This window comes from Psychrosphaera saromensis (genome assembly GCF_002954545.1).
Taxonomy (GTDB): Bacteria; Pseudomonadota; Gammaproteobacteria; order Enterobacterales; family Alteromonadaceae; genus Psychrosphaera; species Psychrosphaera saromensis.
The window spans coordinates 795,360-819,469 of record NZ_MSCH01000003.1; the positions used below are offsets into that span (position 1 = coordinate 795,360).

Below are 24,110 nucleotides of genomic sequence, written 5' to 3' on the forward strand. Positions count from 1 at the left end.
ACCTCAGGTTACTTTAATCCAGTTTTTAATAGATATCTAAAATAAAGATCCTCTAAAAAAGGGCGCGTATTCTATCTTTCTTTTTACTGGAATGAAACGGTTATTTATTATTCAGAATACCTTCGTTTTTCAAAGGTGTGTCCCTTTATATATATAAGATCTTTTTAAAGATCTTTTATTACTTTTACTATTAACTAACTTAATTTTGTTAGTAAGTCATTTTTTCCCTATAAATACATTACCTTAGTAACTTTATATGTTGTGATCATTCTTTGATCTACTTGGGTTTAACCTGCATATAAAAATAGGGGTTATCCACAAGTACTTTAGTCACAATAGTTATATTCTGGATATCTCCAGTTAGATCAGAGGATCTTAACGATCTTATACACAAGGATATATTTATTGGCTAACTTTGTGTTGATAATGTGGATAAGCTGAGTACTAGTTGTGAAAAGGTTATTTATTGCTCTGAATAGGGTGTGGGATGTTAATAACAATTAAGATCCAATTTTATTGTTTTTTATTATTGGATCCTAATTTATTTCGATCAAATGTTAGTTTAGGCTTGATATTAGGGGTAAAAGATCTGCTAACCATTCCATTACAAGGTCTTCGGGCATCTCTTCATTCATAGCGTCAACCTGAAAAATAGGGGTAATAAGCTCAATACCTAACGCTAAAAGCTGATCTTTTATCTTGGTTCCTGCTTGGCAATAAGTGTCATAACTGGAATCTCCTAAGGATATGATCATTGCTTTTTTACCGCATAAGTCCGTTTGGTTATCTGTGAGAGATTGGATGAAAGGTTGTAAGTTGTTAGGAATGTCTCCAGCGCCATGTGTGGATGTGATTATTATCCATAAGTTAGAAGTCGATAATAACTCTAACTCCGGCTCTAAGGTCGCTCTGGATTCAATTTCGTTAGCTTCTAATAACTCTAACACTTCATCTGCTACATATTCTGCAGTACCTGTTTCTGTTCCTACTATTAATTCGATCATAGTTTTCTTATTCAATTTATTTGATGTTTATTAGTATTATTTACCGATACAAAATGAGCTAAAGATTCGGCCTAATAAGTCATCCGAACTAAATTCACCGGTTATTTCATTTAAGTGTTGCTGGGCGATACGTAGCTCTTCCGCTAAAATTTCACCTGCAATGTAAGAAAGTAACTGTTCCTTACCCGTTATTAAATGGGAATAAGCAGCATCGAGAGCGTCTAAATGGCGGCGTCTTGCCATAAAGGTACCTTCTGTTGTGCCTTGAAAGCCCATGGATTTTTTAAGGTGTACTCTTAATTCTTCAATACCAATATTATGTTGAGCTGAAATAGATAAAACTGGGATGTCTCCATCTACATGAATCTCTTGTTGGTTTAATTCAACCAAATCTATTTTATTGCGAACAATCGTAATAGGCATATTTTCTGGTAATTTGGCCATAAATTCGGGCCATATTTCACCTGGCTGTAAACTCTCATTTTCGCTCGCATCAACTAAAAGCAATACTTTATCTGCGGATACTATTTCTTGCCAAGCGCGTTCAATACCAATTTGCTCTACTTTGTCTGGGCTTTCTCTAAGACCTGCTGTATCAATAATATGTAACGGCATACCGTCAATGTGAATATGCTCTTTTAATACGTCACGAGTCGTTCCAGCTATGTCTGTTACTATGGCTGAGTCTTTACCTGATAACGCGTTCAATAAAGATGATTTACCGGCGTTTGGTTTACCAGCAATAACTACTTTCATGCCTTCGCGTATTATTGAACCCTGTTTGGCTTGGTTTTGTACTGTGACTAGATAATCGATAATAGCGAGTAGGTCTTTTTCTACTTTACCGTCAGATAAGAAATCGATTTCTTCATCTGGAAAATCGATAGCTGCTTCAACATAAATACGTAGACGTATCATCTGCTCTACAAGCTGATTAATTTTGTTTGAGAATTCACCCTGTAATGATTGCATTGCAGACTTAGCTGCTTGTACAGAGTTACTTTCAATTAAATCTGCAATTGCTTCAGCTTGTGCCAAATCAATTTTGTCATTTAAAAAAGCTCGTTCGGAGAACTCACCAGCACGCGCTAGGCGAATTCCTTCAATTTGAGTAATTTGTTGTAATATCATATCAACAATAATTGGGCCGCCATGACCTTGTAGTTCTAGTACATCTTCGCCGGTGAATGAATTTGGCCCTTTAAAAAATAATGCTATGCCTTGGTCTAATAATTCCCCATCTAATGCTTTAAATGGTAAATAGTCTGCGTAACGTGTTTTAGGACACTTACCTAAAATCTTGTTAGCAACTAATTCTGCTTGTGGACCCGATACTCTGATTATGCCAACCCCTCCTTTTCCTGGGGCAGTTGCTTGTGCAGCTATGGTGTCATTTGAATAAGCTAGTACGGTCATTGGAGTATCTCTTTGAATTTAATGCAATAAAAAAGGTGACTAAATAGTCACCTTTGATTTTAACTCAATTTTAAAAAACAGTTCAGCACTTTTACTAAACCGTTTACATAGAGTTATTTTTTAGCTGCGTTTTTTTTATCTATGTTTCTATAAATGAACAGCATTTGTAGGATAGATATTACGTTTGATATAAACCAATACAATACCAATCCTGCTGGGAACATAATAAAGAATACAGAGAAAATAACTGGCATCCACAACATCATTTTTTGTTGCATAGGATCGGTAGTTGGTGTTGGTGATAACTTCTGCATTAAGAACATAGAAGCACCAAACAGCGCAGGTAAAATATAATATGGGTCAGAAGCTGAAAGGTCGGAAATCCATAAACCAAATGGTGCATGACGTAATTCAACACTTTCTAAGAATACCCAATATAACGCTAAGAAAATCGGCATCTGTAGAAGAAGAGGTAAACAACCACCCATTGGATTTACTTTTTCTTTCTTATATAACTCCATTGTCGCTTGACCAAATTTCTGACGGTCATCACCAAAGCGCTCTTTTAGCTTAGCCATTTTAGGCTGTAATGCACGCATCTTAGCCATAGACTCATATTGCTTCTTGGTTAATGGATACATCAACATTTTAACAAAGACGGTGATTAATATAATTGCGATACCCCAGTTGCCCACAAAACCATAAATAGTGATAAGCAAAGAGAATAATATTTGGCTGATAAACCATAACATACCGTAATCAACGGTTAAGTCTAAAGTGTCATGCAGTTCACTAAGTTCGGCTTGATTTTTAGGACCTGAGAATAATGTCGCTTTATCTTCTACTGTTTCACCAGGTTGAATAACAACTTCTGGAGATTTAACACCTATGATCCCATATCTGCCATTTCCGACTACTTTAGTGAAGATGATGTTGTTCTGTTCTTTGGCCGGAACCCAAGCGCTTACAAAATAATGTTGGATCATGCCAACCCAACCACCTAATGTATTTTCATCAAGTTTTGTGTCTAACATGTCATCAAGGTCATAATGCTCATAAGATTCTTCCGCTGTAGAATAAGCTCCACCGCGATACGTTGGCATCATCATACTGCCTTCATCACTTGAGAAATCTTGTTTTAATTGATAAAAAGGTAAAAATTGTAAAGATTTAGATGACGTGTTTTTAACTTTGAACGTAACATCAATAGAGTGTTTATTGCGTTGGAAGTAAAACGTTTTTGTTACTTCTAAACCATCTTTACTTGTATAAGTCATTGGAACAACAAGATCATCGCCTTCCATTACCCATTCGGTTTTTTCTATATGGTAGATAGGGCGACCTTCAGTTGAAGCATCAGGACCGTTGCGTCCAATTAATCCAGATTGAGCAACATAGACATTTGGCTCCTGAGATAACAACACAAACTTATCATCTGATTTATGTTCAGCATCATGTTTCAGCAATACGGTTTTAACAACATCACCACCTTTAGTGTCAATATTTACCTCAAATGTATCTGTGGTAATAGTCACTAAGTGCTGTTCTTGTTTTGGTGTTTCAACGATGTCTGAACTAGGCGCTAATGGTAAATCACTGTTTGCATCAACAGATGAAGGTAAAGCCGAGCCAACAATATTATTATTTGTTTGTTCGATTTGAGGTGTTACTTGTGGGGTTGGGGAATAGTCAACGAGCCATTGTTGATATAACAAAAAACTTACTAATCCTAAACCAATAATTAAAAATGAACGTTGCGATTCCATAGAGCTTAATTCTCTTTTTTTTCTATATTTGATTGAGTTGAATTTGGTACTGGATCAAATCCACCTTGACTAAATGGGTTACATCTTAAAATACGTTTTAAACTTAACCAACAGCCTTTTATCGAACCATGGTGATTAATTGCATCAATTGCATATTCTGAACAACTTGGATAAAAACGGCACTTTGCTGGAAACCAAGGACTTATCGCCTTTTGGTAAAACCTTATTATTGTTTTAAGGATTGCTCGCAACGCAGAGTTATTTTTTTCCATAATTTATTCAATTGCTTATGCAGATGTTTATTGTCTGCTTCACCTATTTGGTTTCTGGCGATGACTACTATATCAATATTGGGCAAATTATGTTGATTTAAACGAAAGCTATCGCGAATTATTCGTTTAATTCTATTTCTACCAACTGCTGTTTTTTCTTTTTTCTTAGCAATCGTTAATCCAATACGTGGATTTTCTAGATCATTAAATTTAGCTAATATTGTGATGTGATCAGAAACTGCTTTAACGGGGTGGTCAAAAACGCGGGAAAATTGAGAGGGAGTTACAAGGCGTAACTCCCTTGGAAAAGTATTACTTTTCACAATTATGCTGAAAGACGAGCACGTCCTTTAGCACGACGACGAGCTAAGACAGCACGGCCGTTTTTTGTTGCCATACGAGCACGGAAACCGTGACTACGTTTACGTTTAAGAACGCTAGGTTGAAATGTACGTTTCATATTAAATCCATCCGATCGGTTTAACTAATTAATGTAAATATTCCGCAGGTCGCGACCCCTGCAGGGTCCCAAAAAAGGACGCCGAATAATATAGATAGATGGAAATATAGTCAACACAATCATTCAAAAAAACTAAAATTAATAAGATATACACATTTTTATCTTAATTTATCTGTAATTTGTGTATAACTTTGCTGTTTTAGCTCTATTTTGTTAATAAATGACAATCAAATTTTAATCTATTATTTATTGGGTTTAACTCAAATATCACACGCCCTCTATCTATAAAATAAGGACTGATATTTTAATTGAAGTTTATTCATATTCTTTGTTGAGTTTGTGGATAAACCTAAGGCATAATAGAAAATGCTTAACGGCGATTATAATTTTATAACCGTACATCATATTAGGATAATCAGTGTATCAATCTCTTTGGCAAAGTTGCTTGCAAGTTCTCGAGCAAGAATTAACTTTGCAGCAGTTCAATATGTGGATACGACCACTGCAGTTACATAGCTCAGAAAAGCTAATTACTCTGTATGCGCCAAATAGATTTGTCTTGGACTGGGTTAGAGATAAATACATGGTTCGTATTTCTGAACTGTTAGGTCAGTTTGGTGATGCGGATAATATCCCTAGCGTTAACTTTGATGTTGGTTCAAAAATAGTTAATGCGCCTAGTAATCAGGCGCCAGTGACGCCAAGTCCATCTAGTAACACTGTGAATGCACCTTCACATACTCCATCTCGTGTCATGCCGATTAATAATCAGAGCTTACGCACAAACCATAAATCAAATATAAATGAATCTTATACCTTTGATAGCTTTGTTGAAGGTAACAGCAACCAATTAGCACGTGCTGCAGCAATGCAAGTGGCCGATAATCCTGGTAATGCTTATAACCCATTGTTTTTATATGGTGGTACAGGTTTAGGTAAAACTCACTTATTGCACGCTGTTGGTAATGGCATTATGGATAATAAGAAAGATGCCAAAGTGGTTTATATGCATTCTGAACGTTTTGTACAGGACATGGTTAAAGCATTGCAAAATAACGCCATTGAAGAATTTAAGCGTTACTACCGTGGATTAGATGCGCTGTTAATAGATGATATTCAGTTCTTTGCTAAAAAAGACCGTTCACAAGAAGAGTTTTTCCATACCTTTAATGCATTACTTGAAGGTAACAAACAAATAATTTTAACATCCGATCGATATCCAAAAGAAATCGATGGGGTTGAAGATAGACTAAAAAGCCGATTTGGTTGGGGCTTAAATGTGCCAATTGAGCCACCAGAGTTAGAAACTCGTGTGGCAATCTTAATGAAAAAAGCACATCAAAGTAAGGTTAAAATACCAGAAGAAGTTGCCTTTTTTATTGCTAAAAGATTACGTTCTAACGTTAGAGAGTTAGAAGGGGCACTTAATAGGGTGATAGCGAACGCTAACTTCACCGGTAGACCTATTACAATTGATTTTGTAAAAGACGCATTAAGAGACTTATTAGCCTTACAAGATAAATTAGTAACGATCGATAATATTCAAAAGACAGTTGCCGAGTACTTTAAAATACGAGTGGCTGATATTTTGTCTAAGCGCAGAAGTCGTTCGGTCGCTAGACCAAGACAAATTGCCATGTCGTTAGCAAAAGAATTAACTAACCATAGCTTGCCTGAAATTGGTGATGCATTTGGTGGCAGAGACCATACAACCGTTCTGCATGCGTGTAGAAAGATCAAAGAATTAAAAGAAGAAAGTCACGAAATTAAAGAAGATGTTCAAAACCTGAACAGAATCTTGTCTTCGTAGTGGGAATAGACAAATGCATATAATTATTAGTAAAGAAGCATTATTAAGACCGTTAACATTAGTATCTGGTGCTATTGAGCGTAAACATACGTTACCAATCCTATCAAATGTATTAATTGAAACTTCACTTGAAGAAGTCAAATTTACCGGCACAGATATGGAAGTTGAATTAGTCGCTTCTGCTGTACCAGGTAATGTAATTCAAGCTGGTGCGATAACCGTTCCGGCCAAGAAGTTATTTGATATATGTCGTTCATTACCAGACAACTCAGAAATCGAGTTTAAAGTTGATGGTCATTCAGCGGTTGTTAAATCAGGCAAAAGTAAATTTAGCCTTTCAACTTTACCTGCAAGCGATTATCCAAACCTTGAAGAATGGTCTAGTTCAGAAAAAATTGAATTAACTCGCCATGCATTAAGAGCACTTATTGAAAGTACTCATTTCTCTATGGCAAACCAAGACGTTCGTTATTACTTAAATGGTATGTCGTTTGAATTAGAGCCTAATTTAATTAGAACTGTATCTACAGACGGCCACAGACTTGCTCTAGCGCAACAACCTATCGTTAATGGGTTAACAGAGCAAAGACAAGTTATAGTGCCGCGTAAGGCTGTTCTAGAGATTATACGCTTACTAGAAGATGACGATGCCGTTATCCAATTGCATATTGGTAGTAATCATATTCGTATAGAAGAGCAAAACTTTATATTCACAACTAAGTTAGTGGATGGACGTTTTCCTGATTACCGTAGAGTACTTCCACAAGGCGGCGATAAAACAATTGTTGCTGACAAGTCTATGTTGAAAGAAGTATTCCAGCGCGTGTCTATTTTATCTAATGAGAAATTTAAAGGTGTTCGTTTAAATCTATCTAACGGTGAATTATTAGTTTCTGCTAATAACCCAGAGCAAGAGCAAGCTGAAGAATCTGCTATTGTTGATTACACGGGTGATTCATTGGAAATAGGCTTTAACGTGTCTTATATGATCGATGTGTTAAATAATATTAAAACAGACACAGTTAAAATTATGCTAGCGGACTCAAACAGTAGTGCGTTAATTGAAGGTTATGACGACGGATCTAGTTTATACGTTGTTATGCCGATGAAACTTTAGTTGGCTAGTTTATCTTTGGTTAATATCAATAAATGTTGATATCCCAATTAAAGATATTTGGGTTTCGGAATATAGAAACCGCAAGTATCACGACTGATAAAAGAGTAAATGTTTTTTACGGTAAAAACGGTAGCGGAAAAACAAGTATATTAGAATCTTTGTTTTTCCTTAGTCGGGCAAAATCGTTTAGAACAAGTAAAAAAGGTGAGTTGTTAAAAGATGGTTGTTCTTTATTGGCGGTAAGCGCTGACTTAGAGCAACAATCTAAAACGCATAAGTTAGGAATTGGTTTAGAAGGAAACGGAACATCTAAACTAAAGTTAGACGGTGAAGTAGTAACTAAGCTATCTCAGGCCTCTATTTTATTTCCTACTCAATTGATCACACCTGAGAGCTTTGATGTTTTTTGGAGCTCACCTAAAGCAAGAAGAAGCTTTTTTGATTTTGGTTTGTTCCACGTGGAACATGAATTTCAAAATGACTGGATTGCTTACAATAAAACATTAAAACAGACCAACGCTTTATTAAGACGTGGTGGTGTGAATCAAAGAGAGTTACTTTTTTGGTATCGCGGCCTGGTTGATTTAGCACAAAAAATTGATGATTTTCGAGAGTTGTTTTTAGATAAACATTTTTCGAAAGCAATCAGTGGATTAGCATTGGAACTTGAAAGTAACGAACGAACTGACTTATTAAAAAACTTAGTCATACGTTACAAAAAGAAAGCACTTGAACAAGAAGTATCTGATGAGATGCTGTTAAAGCAAATCGATAAAGACATCAGATATAAACAAGTGGGCTTTGGTCCTAATCGCGCTGATTATTTGTTTTTAAAAGATGGAGAAGATATGTCTAGTCGTCTTTCTAGAGGACAGGCAAAAATGCTTTTCTATTTATTAGTTGTTGCTATGGTGAACATCATCAAACAAACAACTAAGAAAAATATTTTGTTGTTGGTTGACGATTTACCGTCAGAGGTAGATCAACAAACAAGACAAACGATGCTGGAAATGCTTTTGCATTCCCAAGCTCAAATTTTCGTTACAGGGATAGAGAATAATATTGCAAGGGAATTTATGAATTACACAGATTCTGTCAATGTGTTCCACGTGGAACATGGCACCGTCAGACAAGAGAGTATGGAGCAGATATGTCCGTAGAAAATGATTATGATTCGGCAAGTATTAAGGTCTTAAAAGGCCTTGATGCAGTTCGTAAACGTCCGGGAATGTATATTGGTGACACTGACGATGGTTCAGGTTTACACCATATGGTTTTCGAAGTACTTGATAACTCTATAGATGAAGCCTTAGCGGGTCACTGTAGTGAAATCGTTGTAAAGATTCATTTAGATGGTTCTGTATCTGTTCGAGATAATGGACGTGGTATTCCAACAGAAATTCATCCTGAAGAAGGTGTTTCTGCTGCAGAAGTTATTATGACTGTTCTTCATGCCGGTGGTAAATTCGGTGGTGAAGACTCAGGTTATAAAGTATCTGGTGGTTTACACGGTGTTGGTATTTCTGTAGTAAATGCATTGAGCGATAAACTACTTCTTAATATTCGCCGTAATGGTAAATTGTACGAACAAGAGTATAAATTGGGTGAACCAGTTTCGCCATTAGCTGTTGTTGGTGATGCTACTGAAAATGGTACAGAAGTGCGTTTTTGGCCAAGCCCAACTACATTCTCAAACGTATTATTCCATTTTGATATTTTAGTTAAGAGAATTAGAGAGTTATCTTTCTTAAACTCTGGCGTATCTATTCGTATTATTGATGAGCGTGAAGAAGATAAAAGTGAACACTTTTACTTTGACGGTGGTATCAAAGCGTTTGTTGATTATTTAAATACCAACAAAACTCCAGTAAACCAAGAAATATTCTATTTCAATCTAGAAAAAGATGATGGAATAATGGTTGAAGTTGCCATGCAGTGGAATGACTCATTCCAAGAAAATATTCTTTGTTTTACTAATAATATACCTCAGCGTGATGGTGGAACTCACTTAAGTGGTTTTAGAGGTGCATTAACTCGTACACTAAATAACTACATTAGTTCTGAAGGCCTAAATAAAGGCAAAGGTAAAAAAGGTGCGTTAGAAGTTTCTGCTAGTGGTGATGATGCTCGTGAAGGTTTGACGGCGGTTGTTTCTGTTAAAGTACCAGATCCTAAATTCTCATCACAAACAAAAGATAAGTTAGTTTCTTCTGAAGTTAAAAGTGCAGTAGAACAAGCAATGGGTGAAAAATTACAAGATTATCTTGTAGAGAACCCAACTATTGCAAAACTAATTGTAATGAAGATTATAGACGCTGCTAGAGCGCGTGAAGCGGCTCGTAAAGCACGTGAAATGACTAGACGTAAAAGTGCATTAGATATTGCAGGCTTGCCTGGTAAGCTTGCTGACTGTCAGGAAAAAGATCCTGGTAAGTCAGAACTATATATAGTGGAAGGAGACTCTGCTGGCGGTTCAGCCAAGCAGGGACGAAATCGGAAAAACCAAGCAATCTTGCCTCTTAAAGGTAAGATCTTGAACGTTGAAAAAGCACGTTTTGATAAGATGATATCTTCTCAGGAAGTTGGTACGCTAATCACTGCATTAGGTTGTGGTATTGGACGTGACGAATACGACCCAGAGAAACTTCGTTATCATAATATTATTATCATGACCGATGCCGACGTGGATGGATCTCATATCCGTACCTTGTTGCTAACTTTTTTCTACCGTCAAATGCCTGAGCTTGTTGAACGTGGTTATATTTATATTGCACAACCACCACTATATAAAGTTAAGAAAGGTAAACAAGAACGTTATATTAAAGATGATGAAGTATTAACTGAATACTTAACCACATTGGCACTTGAAGGTAGTACGCTACATTTAAGTTTAGAAGCGCCTGCGGTACATGGTCTTGAATTAGAGAAATTATTAAGACAGTTCCACTTAGCAGAGTCTAGCCTTAATCGCTTAGCTAAGAAAATTAACCCTAAAATATTGTCAGGGTTAATGTTCCAAAAGTCTTTATTATCATCACAGTTGGACAACGAAACAAACGTTGTTAATTGGATTGAAAGTTTCACTAAATACTTAAATGATAATGAAACTGAAGGTGTAAATTACACGCCATTAACTGTTTTTGATGAAGAACGTAAACTAACACTACCTAAAATTAGAGTTAGACAACATGGTGTAGACCGTGATTATACGTTTACTAAAGACTTCATTGATTCAACTGAATACAAAAATGTAATCGAGATTGCTAACATCAATATGGACCTTCTTGAAGAAGGTGCTTATGTAAGCCGTGGCGAAAAACGTTTCCCAATTGAGCATTTTGCTCAGGCAGTAGAATGGTTAATGAAAGAGTCTAAACGTGGTCTATACATTCAACGTTATAAAGGATTGGGTGAAATGAACCCTGAGCAATTGTGGGAAACTACAATGGATCCAGAACAACGTCGTATGTTACAAGTAAGAATTGAAGATGCGATTGCATGTGATCAATTATTTACTACCTTAATGGGTGATCATGTAGAACCACGTCGTGACTTTATTGAAAAGAACGCGCTTAAAGTAGCTAACTTAGACGTATAAGTTAATTACATTTATTAATAAAGCCTACCAGCTTGTGCTGCTAGGCTTTATTACGTTTAAGTCATCACTAAAATTAACGAATAGATTAACTTATAAGGTTCAATAGAACAGAGTTATGAGCAAATATAATAGTAATACATTTCAAGGCCTGATCTTAGCGTTACAAGATTATTGGGCTAGACAAGGCTGTGTCATCATTCAACCACTAGATATGCAAGTTGGTGCTGGTACTTTTCATCCAATGACATTCTTACGTTCGTTAGGTCCTGAGCCTATGAGCAGTGCTTATGTGCAACCGTGTCGTCGTCCTACAGATGGTCGTTATGGTGAAAACCCAAATCGTCTACAACATTATTATCAATTCCAAGTAATGTTGAAGCCATCTCCAAAGAATATTCAAGAGCTATATTTAGGCTCTCTAGAAGAGCTAGGTTTGGATACATTGGTTAACGACATACGTTTTGTTGAAGACAACTGGGAATCTCCTACGTTGGGCGCATGGGGCTTAGGTTGGGAAGTTTGGTTAAACGGAATGGAAGTAACACAGTTTACTTATTTCCAACAGGTTGGTGGTATTGAATGCTCACCTGTAACCGGCGAAATCACTTACGGCCTTGAACGTTTAGCTATGTATTTGCAAGGTGTTGATAGTATTTATGACCTAGTGTGGACTGACGGTCCGTTAGGTAAAGTTACTTATGGTGATGTTTTCCACCAGAACGAAGTAGAGCAGTCGACGTATAACTTTGAACATGCAGACGTAGATGCGTTATTTGCTGAGTTTGACCAGGCTGAAAAAGAAAGCCAAAAGTTAATTGAAGCAAGTTTACCGCTACCAGCTTATGAGCAAGTTATGAAAGCATCTCATGCATTTAATATGTTAGATGCTCGTCACGCGATATCAGTGACAGAACGTCAGCGTTATATATTACGTGTTCGTAGTTTGTCGAAAGCATGTGCTCAAGCATATTACGATGCGAGAGAGCAGCTAGGATTTCCTCTTTGTAAAACTAATTCGGCTGAGGATTAAAAAATGATTAAACAGAATTTATTAATCGAACTTGGTACGGAAGAGTTACCGCCAAAATCGCTAAAGAAATTAGCCGTTTCATTTTGTGAAAACTTTGAAGCACAGCTTAATAGCGCAAACTTACAGTTTGATTCTATTGAATGGTTTGCAGCTCCTAGAAGACTCGCGCTAAAAATACATAACTTAGATGAACAACAAGCGGATAAGCAAGTTGAGAAACGTGGTCCGGCAGTATCTTCGGCATTTGATGCTGATGGTAATGCAACTAAAGCTGCTCAAGGTTGGGCTCGTGGCTGTGGAATTGATGTTACAGAAGCAACTCGCGTTAAAACCGATAAAGGTGAGTGGTTACTTCATGTTGCTACGGTAGCAGGAAAGAACATTAGCGAATTAGTAGAAGGTTTTATTGTTCAAGCACTAAAACAATTACCTATTAGTAAGCCAATGCGTTGGGGGGCAGGAAAAGAAGAGTTTATTCGTCCTGTACACACGCTAATAGCGTTATACGGCGATAAAGTGTTACCAGCTCAAGTTCTTGGTTTAACGTCTGGAAACCAGTCTCAAGGCCATCGTTTCCACCATAAAGACTTAGTAACAATTAGCCATGCTGATAATTACCAAAATGAGTTACTAGCGGCTTATGTGATGGTTGATTTCAACCAAAGACAACAAACTATCAGCCAACAAATGGCTGTAATTTGTAAAGAGAATAAAGCTAACACAATTGAAGATAACGACTTGCTCGATGAAGTTACTTCTTTAGTTGAATGGCCAGTTGCTCTGGTTGGTACTTTTGAAGAGCGATTCTTAGATGTACCACCTGAAGCTCTTATCTATACAATGAAAGATGACCAAAAGTATTTTCCTTTACTAGACACTAACGGAAAATTACTGCCTAAGTTTATCTTTATTACAAATATTGAAAGTAAAGACCCACAGCAAGTTATATCAGGTAATGAAAAAGTAGTAAGACCTAGATTAGCTGATGCTGAGTTTTTCTATAACACAGATAAAAAGCATACGCTGGAATCTAGACTAGCAAGCCTAGACACTGTTTTATTCCAAAAACAGCTAGGTACGTTAAAAGATAAATCAGAGCGTATCGCAAAACTAGCAGGGCATATTGCAAGCCAAATTAATGCGGATGTTACTTTGTCTGAACGTGCTGGTTTGTTATCTAAAACGGACTTAATGACAGAAGTTGTTATGGAATTTACCGACATCCAAGGTGTGATGGGTAAATACTATGCATTAAACGACGGCGAAGATAGCAAAGTAGCGGATGCTTTATATCAACAATACATGCCTAAGTTTGCTGGTGACGACTTACCGACATCAATGGAAGCATGCGCGGTAGCCCTTGCTGATAAGTTTGATAGCTTAGTGGGTATATTTGGTATTGGTCAACATCCAAAAGGCGACAAAGACCCATTTGCACTAAGACGTGCGGCTATCGGTATCATACGTATATTGATTGAAAAAGAGTTACCGTTAGACTTTAAACTTATTGCTGAATTTAGTGCTGAGTTGTTTGCTGATAAATTATCAAACGATAAAGTTATTGATGATGTCATCGACTTTATGTTGGGACGCTTCAGAGCGCATTATCAAGAGCAAAATATTAAAGTTGAGATGATCAGAGCGGTAGAAGTTAAACGTCCTACTTCTGCACTGGACTTTGAGCGTCGTTTAAAAGCGGTGGTTAACTTTGCCAAACTTGATACAGCGGTTGCACTTGCAGCAGCAAATAAGCGTGTAAACAACATATTAAGCAAAAATGGCCAAAGTGAGTTTGTTGAAATTGATGATGCCTTGTTAACTGACGCTGCAGAAATTAATTTAGTGAATAAACTTAAAGCCATTTCTGGCTCTGTTAATAAAAGCTTTGACGCTGGCGATTATCAAGCAGGATTAAATCAGCTTGCTGATCTTCGTGATGTAATCGATTCATTCTTTGATGATGTTATGGTGATGGCGGATGACAATGCGGTTAAAAATAATCGTTTAGCTATATTAGGTGAACTACAGCGTTTGTTTATGTTCACTGCTGATATTTCAGTTTTGTAATGCAAGCTCGATAAATTGATATAGTCATAAAAAAGCCAGTTTATCTGGCTTTTTTTATGCATAGAATATGTATGTTCGGGGGCATGTATTGTGTATGGTACCGAGATACAAACAAGTGTAAAAATGAATGGAGTAGTTTTAATGAAGATATTGAGTATTTTAGTATTGGTTATTTTATTAACCAGCTGCAAAAGTATGTATAAACAAGATAAGTCTTCGGACTTGTACTTACGATCGGAGTTTACTTGGTGGGAAGCTAAGCCAGAATTTAAGTTTGTGACAATTAAAGACTCAACTAATAAAGTCGTTAGAACAAAAATAGAAGCTGACGGAAGCGCTTATCACATTAAGGTTGCCGATAAGATATGGTCTAAGTATAAAAATTGTGGTTATAAAAATAATGCAGATAGAATTATTAAGCTAGATAAATGGCTAGAGTTAGAATGTACTTATGACTTTGATAAGTTAAATACGACCCCCATACAAAAGCCTTTTCAAATAAAGCCGACTAAAGACGCGTTTTATACTTTTACCCTCAAAATGACAACAACAGGGCCAAGCCATATTAAAATCAGTAAAGAATAGTGGTTGGTAATAAAAGCCGTTAATTAATAAATTTGTAGTGAGTGGGTACTAACTTTGTTTTTTTATTAGAAAGTAAAAAGGCTTGTTCTCTATAAACTGTTCAACTAACTCGTGACCCATAAATCGGCAGAACGATGGTATATCTCTTACTGTAGCCGGATCATCTGCTTTTATTAATAACGTTTGTCCAGGTTCCATATTCCTAACGGTTTTTCTTACCATCATAACGGGTTCTGGGCAGCGTAAACCAAGCGCGTCTAACGTTTCATTTGATTGTATATTTTCAGGATTGGAATTCATTGTTTAAGGCCGAATTGGTTAATAACGTGATTTTGATAAAAAAAGGTGTTTAAGTCGAGGACTAAAACACCTTTTTTATATTTGCTTAGCTAATTTGTACTAAAACAAAATTAACCGCTTCATTTGTAATCAGTCAGAACTAATTAACTCTTTCAAATATGGTGGCTATGCCTTGGCCAAAACCAATACACATGGTCGCTAAACCAAGTTCAGTATCGTTTCTTTCCATATTATTGATAAGCGTTGTCGATATTCTTGAACCAGAACAACCAAGTGGATGTCCTAGGGCAATAGCACCACCGTTAGGATTAATAGAGTCCATACGGTCTTCAATACCTAACCCCTTCATAACTGAAAGAGCTTGAGCTGCAAACGCTTCGTTTAATTCAAACTGTTGTATATCAGTTATCGCTAAACCAGCACGTTTAAGTGCAATAGCAGTTGCTGGAACTGGACCCCAACCCATTGTTGATGGCTCACAACCAGAAACACCCATAGATCTAACTCTAGCTCTAATAGTTAAACCTAATGCTTTAGCTTTCTCTTCGCTCATTACTAACATGCCAGATGCGCCGTTTGATAATGCAGAAGAAGTTGCTGCAGTAACAGTACCATTAACCGGATTAAACACTGGGCGTAACTTAGACAAAGATTCAACTGTTGACTCAGGACGAATTACTTCATCGTAATCACACATAGTTAATGCGCCATTAACATCATGGCCTTCAACTGGAATTATCTCGTTAGCAAAATGACCTTTAATGCTAGCTTCATAAGCAAGTTGATGTGAACGAGCTCCGAATTCGTCTTGCATTTGACGGCTAATATCATATTTACGTGCTAACGCTTCCGCTGTTAAACCCATAGAACCAGCTGCTTGTGCAGTCGAAAGGTTAAGAGCTGGGTGGAAGTCTAGTCCGTGCGTCATAGGAACGTGTTCCATGTGCTCAACACCACCAATGATGAACATGTCACCTTGGTTAGACATAATTTTAGCAGCTGCATCATGCAAGGCTTGCATAGATGAACCACATAAGCGGTTAACCGTTACAGCAGGCACTGATGTTGGAATGCCAGCTAGTAGTGCTGCTTGACGACCAACATTAAAACCTTGCTCAAGTGTTTGCATAACACAACCCCAAATAACGTCATCTAATTCAGATGCGTCAACTTGTGGGTTACGTGCTAACAACGATTTCATTACAGCGGCAGATAAATCTTCAGCTCTAACATGAGTAAACATACCACCACGAACTTTTGCCATAGCGGTGCGAACGCAATCTACAATAACTACATTTTTCATTTTTTAGCTCCTACTAGGCTGTATAAAAAGATTGGCCATTTTTAGCCATTTCACGAGTTTTATCGGTTACTTGATAAATCTCACCTAAATGAGCGTATTTATCTGCTTGAGCTACAAACTCAGCTAAGCCAAGGGTATCAACGTAACGGAATATACCGCCTCTGAAAGGAGGGAAACCTACGCCGTATAATAAAGCCATATCCGCTTCAGCTGGTGAAGCAACAATACCTTCTTCTAAACAGCGAATAGTTTCGTTGATCATAGGTATCATTAAACGGTCAATGGTTTCAGCTTTGTCGAACTCTTTATTTGCCGGTGCTATATCTGCAAGTAAAGCAACGGTTGATTCATCCACTGTTTTAGCCGGACGACCACGTTTGTCTAGGCTGTGAGTGTAGAAACCTTTACCATTCTTTTGACCGTACATCTTATTAGTGTAAAGCGTAGTAACTGGGTCTTTATCTAGTTTAGGCATACGAGTTGGGAAACCGTCTGACATTACATCAGTACAATGATCCGCCGTATCTATTCCGACAACGTCTAGTAAGAATGCCGGACCCATTGGCCAACCAAAGTCACGTTCCATAACTTTATCGACTTTAGTAAAGTCAGCGCCGTCATTTAGTAATAAGCTGAATCCAGCAAAGTAAGGGAACAATACACGGTTAACAAAGAAACCAGGGCAGTCATTAACAACAATTGGCGTTTTGCCCATTTTTGATGCGTAAGCAACGGTCGCTGCAATAGTTTCATCCGATGTTTTCTCACCACGGATGATCTCAACAAGCGGCATTAACGGTACTGGGTTAAAGAAATGCATACCACAGAAGTTTTCTGGGCGAGCAAGACTCTTAGCCAACATGTTAATAGAGATAGTTGATGTATTTGACGTAAGAATAGTGTCTGCAGAAACATGTTGTTCTGTTTCAGCTAAAACTGCCGCTTTAATTTTTGGGTTTTCAACAACAGCTTCAATAACAAAATTTGTTTCTTTTAACGAGTCATAGCTAAGTGAAGGAGTAATGTTAGTTAAGGTTTTTGCAAACGCTTTACCATCAATACGACCTTTAGCTAATTTTTTGTTAAGAATTTTTGATGCTTCAGAAAGGCCTAAATCAAGAGCCGCTTGATTAATGTCTTTCATGACAATTGGCGTACCTTTAGATGCTGATTGATACGCGATACCACCGCCCATAATTCCTGCACCCAATACAGCCGCTTGTTTCACAGTGATTTTTGCGCCTTTAGCTGCCTTTTTAGCAATGCCTTTTACATATTGGTCATTTAAGAATGTGCCAATCATAGCGGTTGCTGTATCGGTTTTTGCAAGTGATGCAAAAAGACGATTTTCAATTAACATAGCTTCAGCTCTTGGCAATAATGCACCAGAGTAAACTGACTCTACTGCTGCAATTGGAGCAGGGTAATGCTTACCAGCTTTTGCCATCACCATCGTTTTTGCTACAATCGAGCCATTTTCTAGCTCAGTTGCACTGTAACTGATCGGCATTAATTTTTGTTGACGACGTGACTGCCAATCTAACTTACCCTTGATAGCGTCTGTTAACATTGCAGTAGCAACATCAATCAACTTATCACCTTGGGTAACGGCATCAATTGCGCCATCGGCAATCGCTTTTTTAGGTTTTTGTGGTCTAGCACTTGTGATCCACTCTAATGCGTTATCTGGACCTATAATACGAGACAAGCGAACTGTGCCACCAAAACCAGGTATAAGACCTAAGTTATTTTCTGGTAGACCAACTTGTGCTGTTTCATCAGCAACTCGCATATCAGTTGCTAAACAGAACTCAAACCCACCGCCAAGTGCAAAACCAGAAATAGCAGTAATAGTCGGTACTTTAATGTCTTCAATGCCATCAAACATGTCTGTGCTATTTTTAATCCACTTAGTTAATTCAGCCTCTTCATTTTTGAAAAAGCCAAGAAACTCAGTGATGTCTGCGCCTACAATAAATGTAGATTTTGCAGAACGCACTAGAACACCTTTTACATCGGTGCTTTTGTTGATTGCGTCGGTTGCTAATTTACATTCTTGAATAGTTTGTTGATCAAACTTATTAACTGAACCTGGTGCGTCAAAAGTAAAATGGGCAATGCCATCACTTTGTAACTCTACGAAAAGGGTCTCACCTTTAAACAACATGTTTTATCTCCTAGCTTGGTATTTATACAGAGGTTAAATACAACTGGTCTAATTAGTTGATAGAGTGTTACTCGACTTCACTAAAAAAGCAATGTTTTTAAACGACTGTTTGAATTCAACTGTAAGTAAATATTTACTTGGTATAACGTTTGCTAACAATTATAGCCCTTGCTAAATAGGGAACTTACCTTAAGATTAGTTAAGTACAACTTATTGGTGTATTTAATTTTTATATCTATTTCTTCTAGCGAATCATTATTTCAAAGGTAATGTGTATTAAATGATAAATGCGTTAAAAAAAGTACTTGTATTGTGTATTGGCCTTGCTGGTTTCTCTAGCTATGCACAGGATATCGAAGATATCAGGGAGTTGTACTTAAAAGTTGAACATGAAGCTAGGTATGGCACAAAATCGTCTTATCTAGATATCGCTCAGGATATTAAAGACTACCCTTTAGCGCCTTATGCTGAGTCTATTTATCTTGCCCGTAATATGTCGCTGTCAAATAAGCGTCGTATCACAGGTATCATTGCTAGTTACCCAGAAGCCCCCTTTACTCAAAGATTACGAAAAAAATGGTTAAACTATTTAGCAGATAAACAGTTAAGGCAGGCTTTTTTAGAACAGTATGTTGATGTGGGTGATGTGGGTGATGTTAGATTAAATTGTTTGAATTTAACTTGGCAGCTACAAACTGGTGCTGCACTAACCAATATACTTCCTCAAATTGATAATATTTGGATGGCACCTGTATCTCAGCCAAAAGAGTGTAACTACTTATTTGAGAGATGGGAAAAGGCTGGATTCTTTACCTCAGATAAAGCTCTAGAGCGTTTAGTCTTATCAATTAAAAAGAGAAACAATGCACTGATCCCTTATTTAAAATCAAGATTAGCAAAATCCGATACTCACCTAGCAAGCCTGTGGAAATCTGTCGTCAAAAAACCAAGTAATGTTGGTAAAAAGAACTTCTTTTTCCTTTATAACAATAAAGAGAAAGACATCTTGTTATATGCACTGAATAAGATGGTGTTTGTGTCGCCAGAAAAAGTAGAGAGTATATGGTTAAAGTTATCACCTAAGTTTTCTGTTAGCACAACAGAGACCGAGTTTTTGTCGAAGCGCCTAGCTTTGGCTTATGCGGTAACCGCCCATGACTCAAGTTTAGAATGGTTATTAAAAGTCCCAGAAGAACTTGTCGACGAGTCAGTAAAACAATGGCGTTTAGCTTATAGTTTAGAGAGTGGAGATTGGCAGAACACAGTAAATATCCTGTCATCTTTACCTGATAAAATGCAAGCAGATGAGTCCGTGGTGTACTGGAAAGCAAGAGCATTAGAGCAGTTGGGAAATAAAGATTGGTCAAAGAAAGCCTTTGCTGAATTGTCTGAAGACCGAGGCTACTATGGTTTCCTATCAGCCAATAAAATGGGCGTGGAAGCAAACTTACGTCATGAACCTTTACAGATTAGTGACTTAGACTTCCTTAACATTGGACGCTCACAAGTTATGCAGCGTGCATTTGAGTTATTTAAAATAAATAGATTAAATGACGCTAGAAGAGAGTGGAATTTACTGATTAAAAACTCCACCACTAGAGAGAAATTAGCAGCAGCTCAATTAGCTTACAATTGGGGTTGGTACGACAGACCCATTTTCACACTGGCGGCAGTCGGTTACTTAAATGATGTGAACTTACGTTTTCCTTTAGCTTACAAAAGTCTTTTATCTAGTAACGCGAAAAAGAATGTTGTTGACCCAGCATTTGTATTTGCCATCGCCAGAAGAGAAAGCTCGTTTATGCGAGATGCTTACTCATCAGCTGGTGCTGCTGGGTTAATGCAGTTAAAACCAAGTACGGCAAGTTACGTTGCAAAGTCCAATGTAATTAAGTCTCAATTGTTTAAACCTGAAAAGAATGTGAAGTTAGCGACTAATTACTTATCTTATTTAATGAAGAAAAGTAACGGCAATCCGATAGTGGCAACCGCAGCTTACAATGCTGGTTTTTCAAGAGTAGTAACTTGGTTACCAAATAAAGATATGCCAGCAGATGCCTGGATAGAAACCATCCCGTACAAAGAAACAAGAAACTATGTTAAAGCCGTTATGGCTTATACAGAGGTGTACCAGAAGCTATTAAAACGTCCAGATAATGTGTTTGCCTCTATGCAGGGCACATTAATTAAACCAACTTTGTAACTACAAATGCCGCTGGTCCATGGTCAATTTTTTAATGAAATTGGCCTAATTAAATGGATCCGCTGTTATTTTTATCATTTATCGCTAACTTGTTTATTCTAAAAGGCTTTAGATGCTAAACTCCTTGTAAAAATACGGAGCCGAAATCATGTCTTTAACTTCTTCTTTAACAGCTACTTTTCCTGAACATATAACTCGTCTGCAAAAATTAACGTTAGAAGCACTTACTAACGAGCGTGTAGACGCACTGGTTATTCATAGCGGACAACCTATCCGTCAGTTTTTAGACGATATGGACTACCCATTTAAAGTAAACCCTCATTTTAAAGCTTGGTTACCTGTTGTGGATAATCCACATTGTTGGTTAGTGGTTGATGGCAAAACAAAGCCTAAGTTAATTTTTTATCGCCCAGTTGATTTTTGGCATAAAGTGCCTGACGAACCAACAGAGTATTGGACTGATGAAGTTGAAATCGTCTATTTAAAAAATCCATCTGACGTTGGTCAGTTATTACCGTATGACCGTTCAAATATTGCTTATGTAGGGCAAAATGTAGATGTCGCTCAAGCACTAAACTTTGGTCATATAAATCCAGATAGCTTAGTGAACTTCTTTCATTACCACAGAGCTTATAAATCGGATTATGAAAAACACTGTTTACGTGAAGCCAATCGCTTAGCCGTTTTAGGTCATAACGCAGCTGCAAAAGCGTTTTATGCAGGAGAGTCAGAGTTCGGTATTCAAATGGCTTATTTAGATGCATGTCAGCACCTTGAGTCAGAAACACCTTATGGCAATATCGTGGCGTTAAATGAAAATGCGTCAATATTGCACTACACGCATTTCTTACGTAGTAAGCCGCTTTCACCAAAAAGTTTCTTAATCGATGCTGGTGCTTCATTTAATGGTTACGCTGCGGATATCACACGTACCTATTCATTTGATAAAACTAATGAATTTGCTGAACTTATCTCGTCTGTCGATCAAATTGCAACAGACATGGGCAAAGCATTGAAACCAAATGGTTCTTATGTCGACCTACATATTCAAACACATATGTTAATCGCGAATGTGTTGGAACAGTTTAATATTATTAAAGTACCTGCTCAGCAAGCGTTAGAAGCTGGTTTAGTTCGTACCTTTTTCCCGCATGGGTTAGGTCATCAACTTGGTTTACAAGTGCATGATGTAGGTGGTTTTATGGCAGATGCTAGAGGCACACATATAGCGTCACCAGAAGAACACCCGTTTTTAAGAACCACTCGTTTAATTGAAGCTGATATGGTGTTTACTATTGAACCTGGTTTGTATTTTATCGACTCTCTATTGTCTGACTTAAAAGGCACAAAATTAGAAAGCATGGTGAATTGGGATAAAGTTGCAGAATTTAAACCATTTGGTGGTATTCGCATCGAAGACAATATTATTGTTCACACCGAGCGTAATGAAAATATGACTCGTGAGTTAGCACTAAAATAAGAGAAGCCAATGCAATACCGGACGATAGTTAGAATATTAGGATTGTTAATTGCCTTATTTAGCGTGGCCATGTTACCACCTGCTATTGTGTCAATTATTTATAACGATGGTGGTGGCGTGCCATTTATCATCGCTTTTTTCTTCAACTTAGTCGCCGGTATATTAATTTGGTATCCCAATAGGATGCAAAAAGCAGATTTAAGAGCAAGAGAAGGCTTTTTAATTGTTGTGTTCTTTTGGATTGTATTAGGCTCGTTTGGGGCTTTGCCCTTTATATTTTCTGCTACACCAGAGATGGGCTTAACCGATGCATTTTTCGAGTCTTTCTCTGGTTTAACGACAACAGGTGCAACCGTACTTACTGGGTTGGACTTCTTACCTAAAGCATTCCAGTTTTACCGCCAACAGTTACAATGGTTGGGCGGTATGGGTATTATTGTTCTCGCTGTCGCTATTTTACCTATTTTAGGGGTTGGGGGCATGCAGCTGTATCGCGCTGAAATACCTGGACCAATGAAAGATAGTAAAATGACGCCAAGGATTGCTGATACAGCTAAGCACCTTTGGTATATTTACGTAACATTAACCTTGTTATGTGCCGCTAGTTATTGGTTGGCTGGTATGAATGTGTTTGATGCCATAAGTCATTCATTTTCAACTGTCGCCATAGGTGGTTTTTCTACGCATGATGCCAGTATTGGATATTATGATAGCACTGCGGTTAACTTAGTTTGTGTGGTGTTCTTGTTAATCGCTGCCGCTAACTTTTCACTGCATTATGCGGCGATGACCAACCGTTCAATTAAGCAATACATACGTGACCCCGAGTTTCGAATCTTCTTATATATCCAGCTAGCCTTGGTTTTAGTGTGTTGGTATGTACTTGTAGACCAAGGTGAGTACAACTCTAACTTAGAGTCACTCGATCAAGCTTTGTTTCAGGCTGTATCGGTTTCCACCACAGCCGGTTTTGCAACTACCAACTTTTCTACCTGGCCTATTTTCTTACCTATCTTGTTAATTTTTAGTTCGTTTATTGGTGGTTGTGCGAGTTCCACTGGTGGCGGCTTAAAAGTGGTGCGAGTTATTCTATTATTCAAACAAGGCATTCGAGAATTGAATAGGCTAGTGCATCCTAAAGCTATATTTTCTATTAAGTTAGGTCGTAAAGCTTTACCAGATAGGGTTGTAGAAGCTGTTTGGGGATTCTTCTCTGCTTATACATTAGTGTTTGTCATTATAATGATATGTTTGATAGGCACTGGTATGGATAATATCACCGCATTTACCGCAACTGCTGCTTGTTTAAATAACTTGGGTCCAGGCTTAGGTGATGTAGCGGCAAACTACGCCAGTGTTACCGATAGTGGAAAATGGATATTAATGTTGGCTATGGTGTTTGGTCGATTGGAAGTGTTCACGTTATTGGTACTATTTACCCCTGCATTCTGGCGTAATTAAGTCGCTAACTAGTTATCTTGTTTCATATAGCTTAAGGAATTGGAGGGCGTTAAATCTTAAGGCAGGGCTGT

General features: G+C 37.5%; 19 protein-coding genes. 10 read left to right on the plus strand and 9 right to left on the minus strand.

Annotated features, from left to right (window positions below; all coding sequences use genetic code 11):
• Positions 1-557: 557 nt before the first annotated feature.
• The 6 genes from BTO11_RS03580 to rpmH all read right to left on the minus strand — a co-directional run bounded on the left by BTO11_RS03580 (position 558) and on the right by rpmH (position 4,918).
• Positions 558-1,004 (minus strand): flavodoxin domain-containing protein, encoded by a 447-nt coding sequence (locus BTO11_RS03580; RefSeq protein ID WP_105051302.1) that lies wholly within the window; start codon positions 1,002-1,004, stop codon positions 558-560.
• 36 nt (positions 1,005-1,040) lie between these two features.
• Positions 1,041-2,420, minus strand: a complete 1,380-nt coding sequence (gene mnmE, locus BTO11_RS03585) for a tRNA uridine-5-carboxymethylaminomethyl(34) synthesis GTPase MnmE (RefSeq protein ID WP_105051303.1) — start codon at positions 2,418-2,420, stop codon at positions 1,041-1,043.
• 113 nt (positions 2,421-2,533) lie between these two features.
• Positions 2,534-4,186 carry a membrane protein insertase YidC gene (gene yidC / locus BTO11_RS03590; RefSeq protein WP_105051304.1) on the minus strand — a complete coding sequence of 551 codons (1,653 nt, stop codon included), beginning with the start codon at positions 4,184-4,186 and terminating at the stop codon, positions 2,534-2,536.
• 5 nt (positions 4,187-4,191) lie between these two features.
• Complete coding sequence (gene yidD / locus BTO11_RS03595; RefSeq protein WP_219846455.1) at positions 4,192-4,458, minus strand: membrane protein insertion efficiency factor YidD; 267 nt, start codon at positions 4,456-4,458, stop codon at positions 4,192-4,194.
• Positions 4,413-4,781, minus strand: a complete 369-nt coding sequence (gene rnpA, locus BTO11_RS03600; RefSeq protein WP_105051305.1) for a ribonuclease P protein component — start codon at positions 4,779-4,781, stop codon at positions 4,413-4,415. Before rnpA ends, yidD begins: the two co-directional genes overlap by 46 nt.
• A gap of 2 nt (positions 4,782-4,783) precedes the next feature.
• Positions 4,784-4,918, minus strand: a complete 135-nt coding sequence (gene rpmH / locus BTO11_RS03605) for a 50S ribosomal protein L34 (RefSeq protein ID WP_105051306.1) — start codon at positions 4,916-4,918, stop codon at positions 4,784-4,786.
• A gap of 418 nt (positions 4,919-5,336) precedes the next feature.
• Between rpmH and dnaA the strand changes: the two genes are divergently transcribed.
• The 7 genes from dnaA to BTO11_RS03640 all read left to right on the plus strand — a co-directional run bounded on the left by dnaA (position 5,337) and on the right by BTO11_RS03640 (position 15,125).
• A complete protein-coding gene (dnaA, locus tag BTO11_RS03610) occupies positions 5,337-6,728 on the plus strand; it encodes a chromosomal replication initiator protein DnaA (protein WP_105051307.1) in 1,392 nt (463 codons plus the stop codon).
• A gap of 13 nt (positions 6,729-6,741) precedes the next feature.
• The gene (gene dnaN, locus BTO11_RS03615) at positions 6,742-7,845 is read left to right on the plus strand and encodes a DNA polymerase III subunit beta (protein WP_105051308.1); all 1,104 of its coding nucleotides are present in this window, start codon (positions 6,742-6,744) and stop codon (positions 7,843-7,845) included.
• Between the two features lie 32 nt (positions 7,846-7,877).
• A complete protein-coding gene (gene recF, locus BTO11_RS03620) occupies positions 7,878-9,005 on the plus strand; it encodes a DNA replication/repair protein RecF (protein ID WP_105051309.1) in 1,128 nt (375 codons plus the stop codon).
• Positions 8,996-11,443 carry a DNA topoisomerase (ATP-hydrolyzing) subunit B gene (gene gyrB / locus BTO11_RS03625; protein WP_105051310.1) on the plus strand — a complete coding sequence of 816 codons (2,448 nt, stop codon included), beginning with the start codon at positions 8,996-8,998 and terminating at the stop codon, positions 11,441-11,443. The genes recF and gyrB overlap by 10 nt, the downstream gene beginning before the upstream one ends.
• Positions 11,444-11,558: 115 nt before the next feature.
• Entirely contained in the window at positions 11,559-12,473 is a 915-nt protein-coding gene (glyQ, locus tag BTO11_RS03630; RefSeq protein WP_105051311.1) for a glycine--tRNA ligase subunit alpha, read from the plus strand.
• A gap of 3 nt (positions 12,474-12,476) precedes the next feature.
• Positions 12,477-14,540 carry a glycine--tRNA ligase subunit beta gene (gene glyS, locus BTO11_RS03635; RefSeq protein WP_105051312.1) on the plus strand — a complete coding sequence of 688 codons (2,064 nt, stop codon included), beginning with the start codon at positions 12,477-12,479 and terminating at the stop codon, positions 14,538-14,540.
• Positions 14,541-14,663: 123 nt separating this feature from the next.
• Complete coding sequence (locus BTO11_RS03640) at positions 14,664-15,125, plus strand: hypothetical protein (protein WP_181135829.1); 462 nt, start codon at positions 14,664-14,666, stop codon at positions 15,123-15,125.
• 48 nt (positions 15,126-15,173) lie between these two features.
• On the opposite strand, the gene tusA is transcribed toward BTO11_RS03640, so the two are convergent.
• The 3 genes from tusA to fadB form a co-directional block, all read right to left on the minus strand.
• Positions 15,174-15,425: a sulfurtransferase TusA gene (tusA, locus tag BTO11_RS03645; RefSeq protein ID WP_105051314.1), complete on the minus strand. Its 252-nt coding sequence runs from the start codon at positions 15,423-15,425 to the stop codon at positions 15,174-15,176.
• A 139-nt stretch (positions 15,426-15,564) separates the two neighbouring features.
• Positions 15,565-16,728: an acetyl-CoA C-acyltransferase FadA gene (gene fadA / locus BTO11_RS03650; protein WP_105051315.1), complete on the minus strand. Its 1,164-nt coding sequence runs from the start codon at positions 16,726-16,728 to the stop codon at positions 15,565-15,567.
• A 13-nt stretch (positions 16,729-16,741) separates the two neighbouring features.
• The gene (fadB, locus tag BTO11_RS03655; RefSeq protein WP_105051316.1) at positions 16,742-18,895 is read right to left on the minus strand and encodes a fatty acid oxidation complex subunit alpha FadB; all 2,154 of its coding nucleotides are present in this window, start codon (positions 18,893-18,895) and stop codon (positions 16,742-16,744) included.
• Between the two features lie 280 nt (positions 18,896-19,175).
• Here fadB and BTO11_RS03660 point away from each other — a divergent pair, with 280 nt between their 5' ends.
• From BTO11_RS03660 to BTO11_RS03670, 3 genes are all read left to right on the plus strand, one after another.
• The gene (locus BTO11_RS03660) at positions 19,176-21,098 is read left to right on the plus strand and encodes a transglycosylase SLT domain-containing protein (RefSeq protein WP_105051317.1); all 1,923 of its coding nucleotides are present in this window, start codon (positions 19,176-19,178) and stop codon (positions 21,096-21,098) included.
• A gap of 148 nt (positions 21,099-21,246) precedes the next feature.
• The gene (gene pepQ, locus BTO11_RS03665; protein ID WP_105051318.1) at positions 21,247-22,578 is read left to right on the plus strand and encodes a Xaa-Pro dipeptidase; all 1,332 of its coding nucleotides are present in this window, start codon (positions 21,247-21,249) and stop codon (positions 22,576-22,578) included.
• 9 nt (positions 22,579-22,587) lie between these two features.
• On the plus strand, positions 22,588-24,039 hold the full coding sequence (locus BTO11_RS03670) for a TrkH family potassium uptake protein (protein ID WP_105051319.1): 1,452 nt from the start codon (positions 22,588-22,590) through the stop codon (positions 24,037-24,039).
• Positions 24,040-24,110 lie beyond the last annotated feature (71 nt).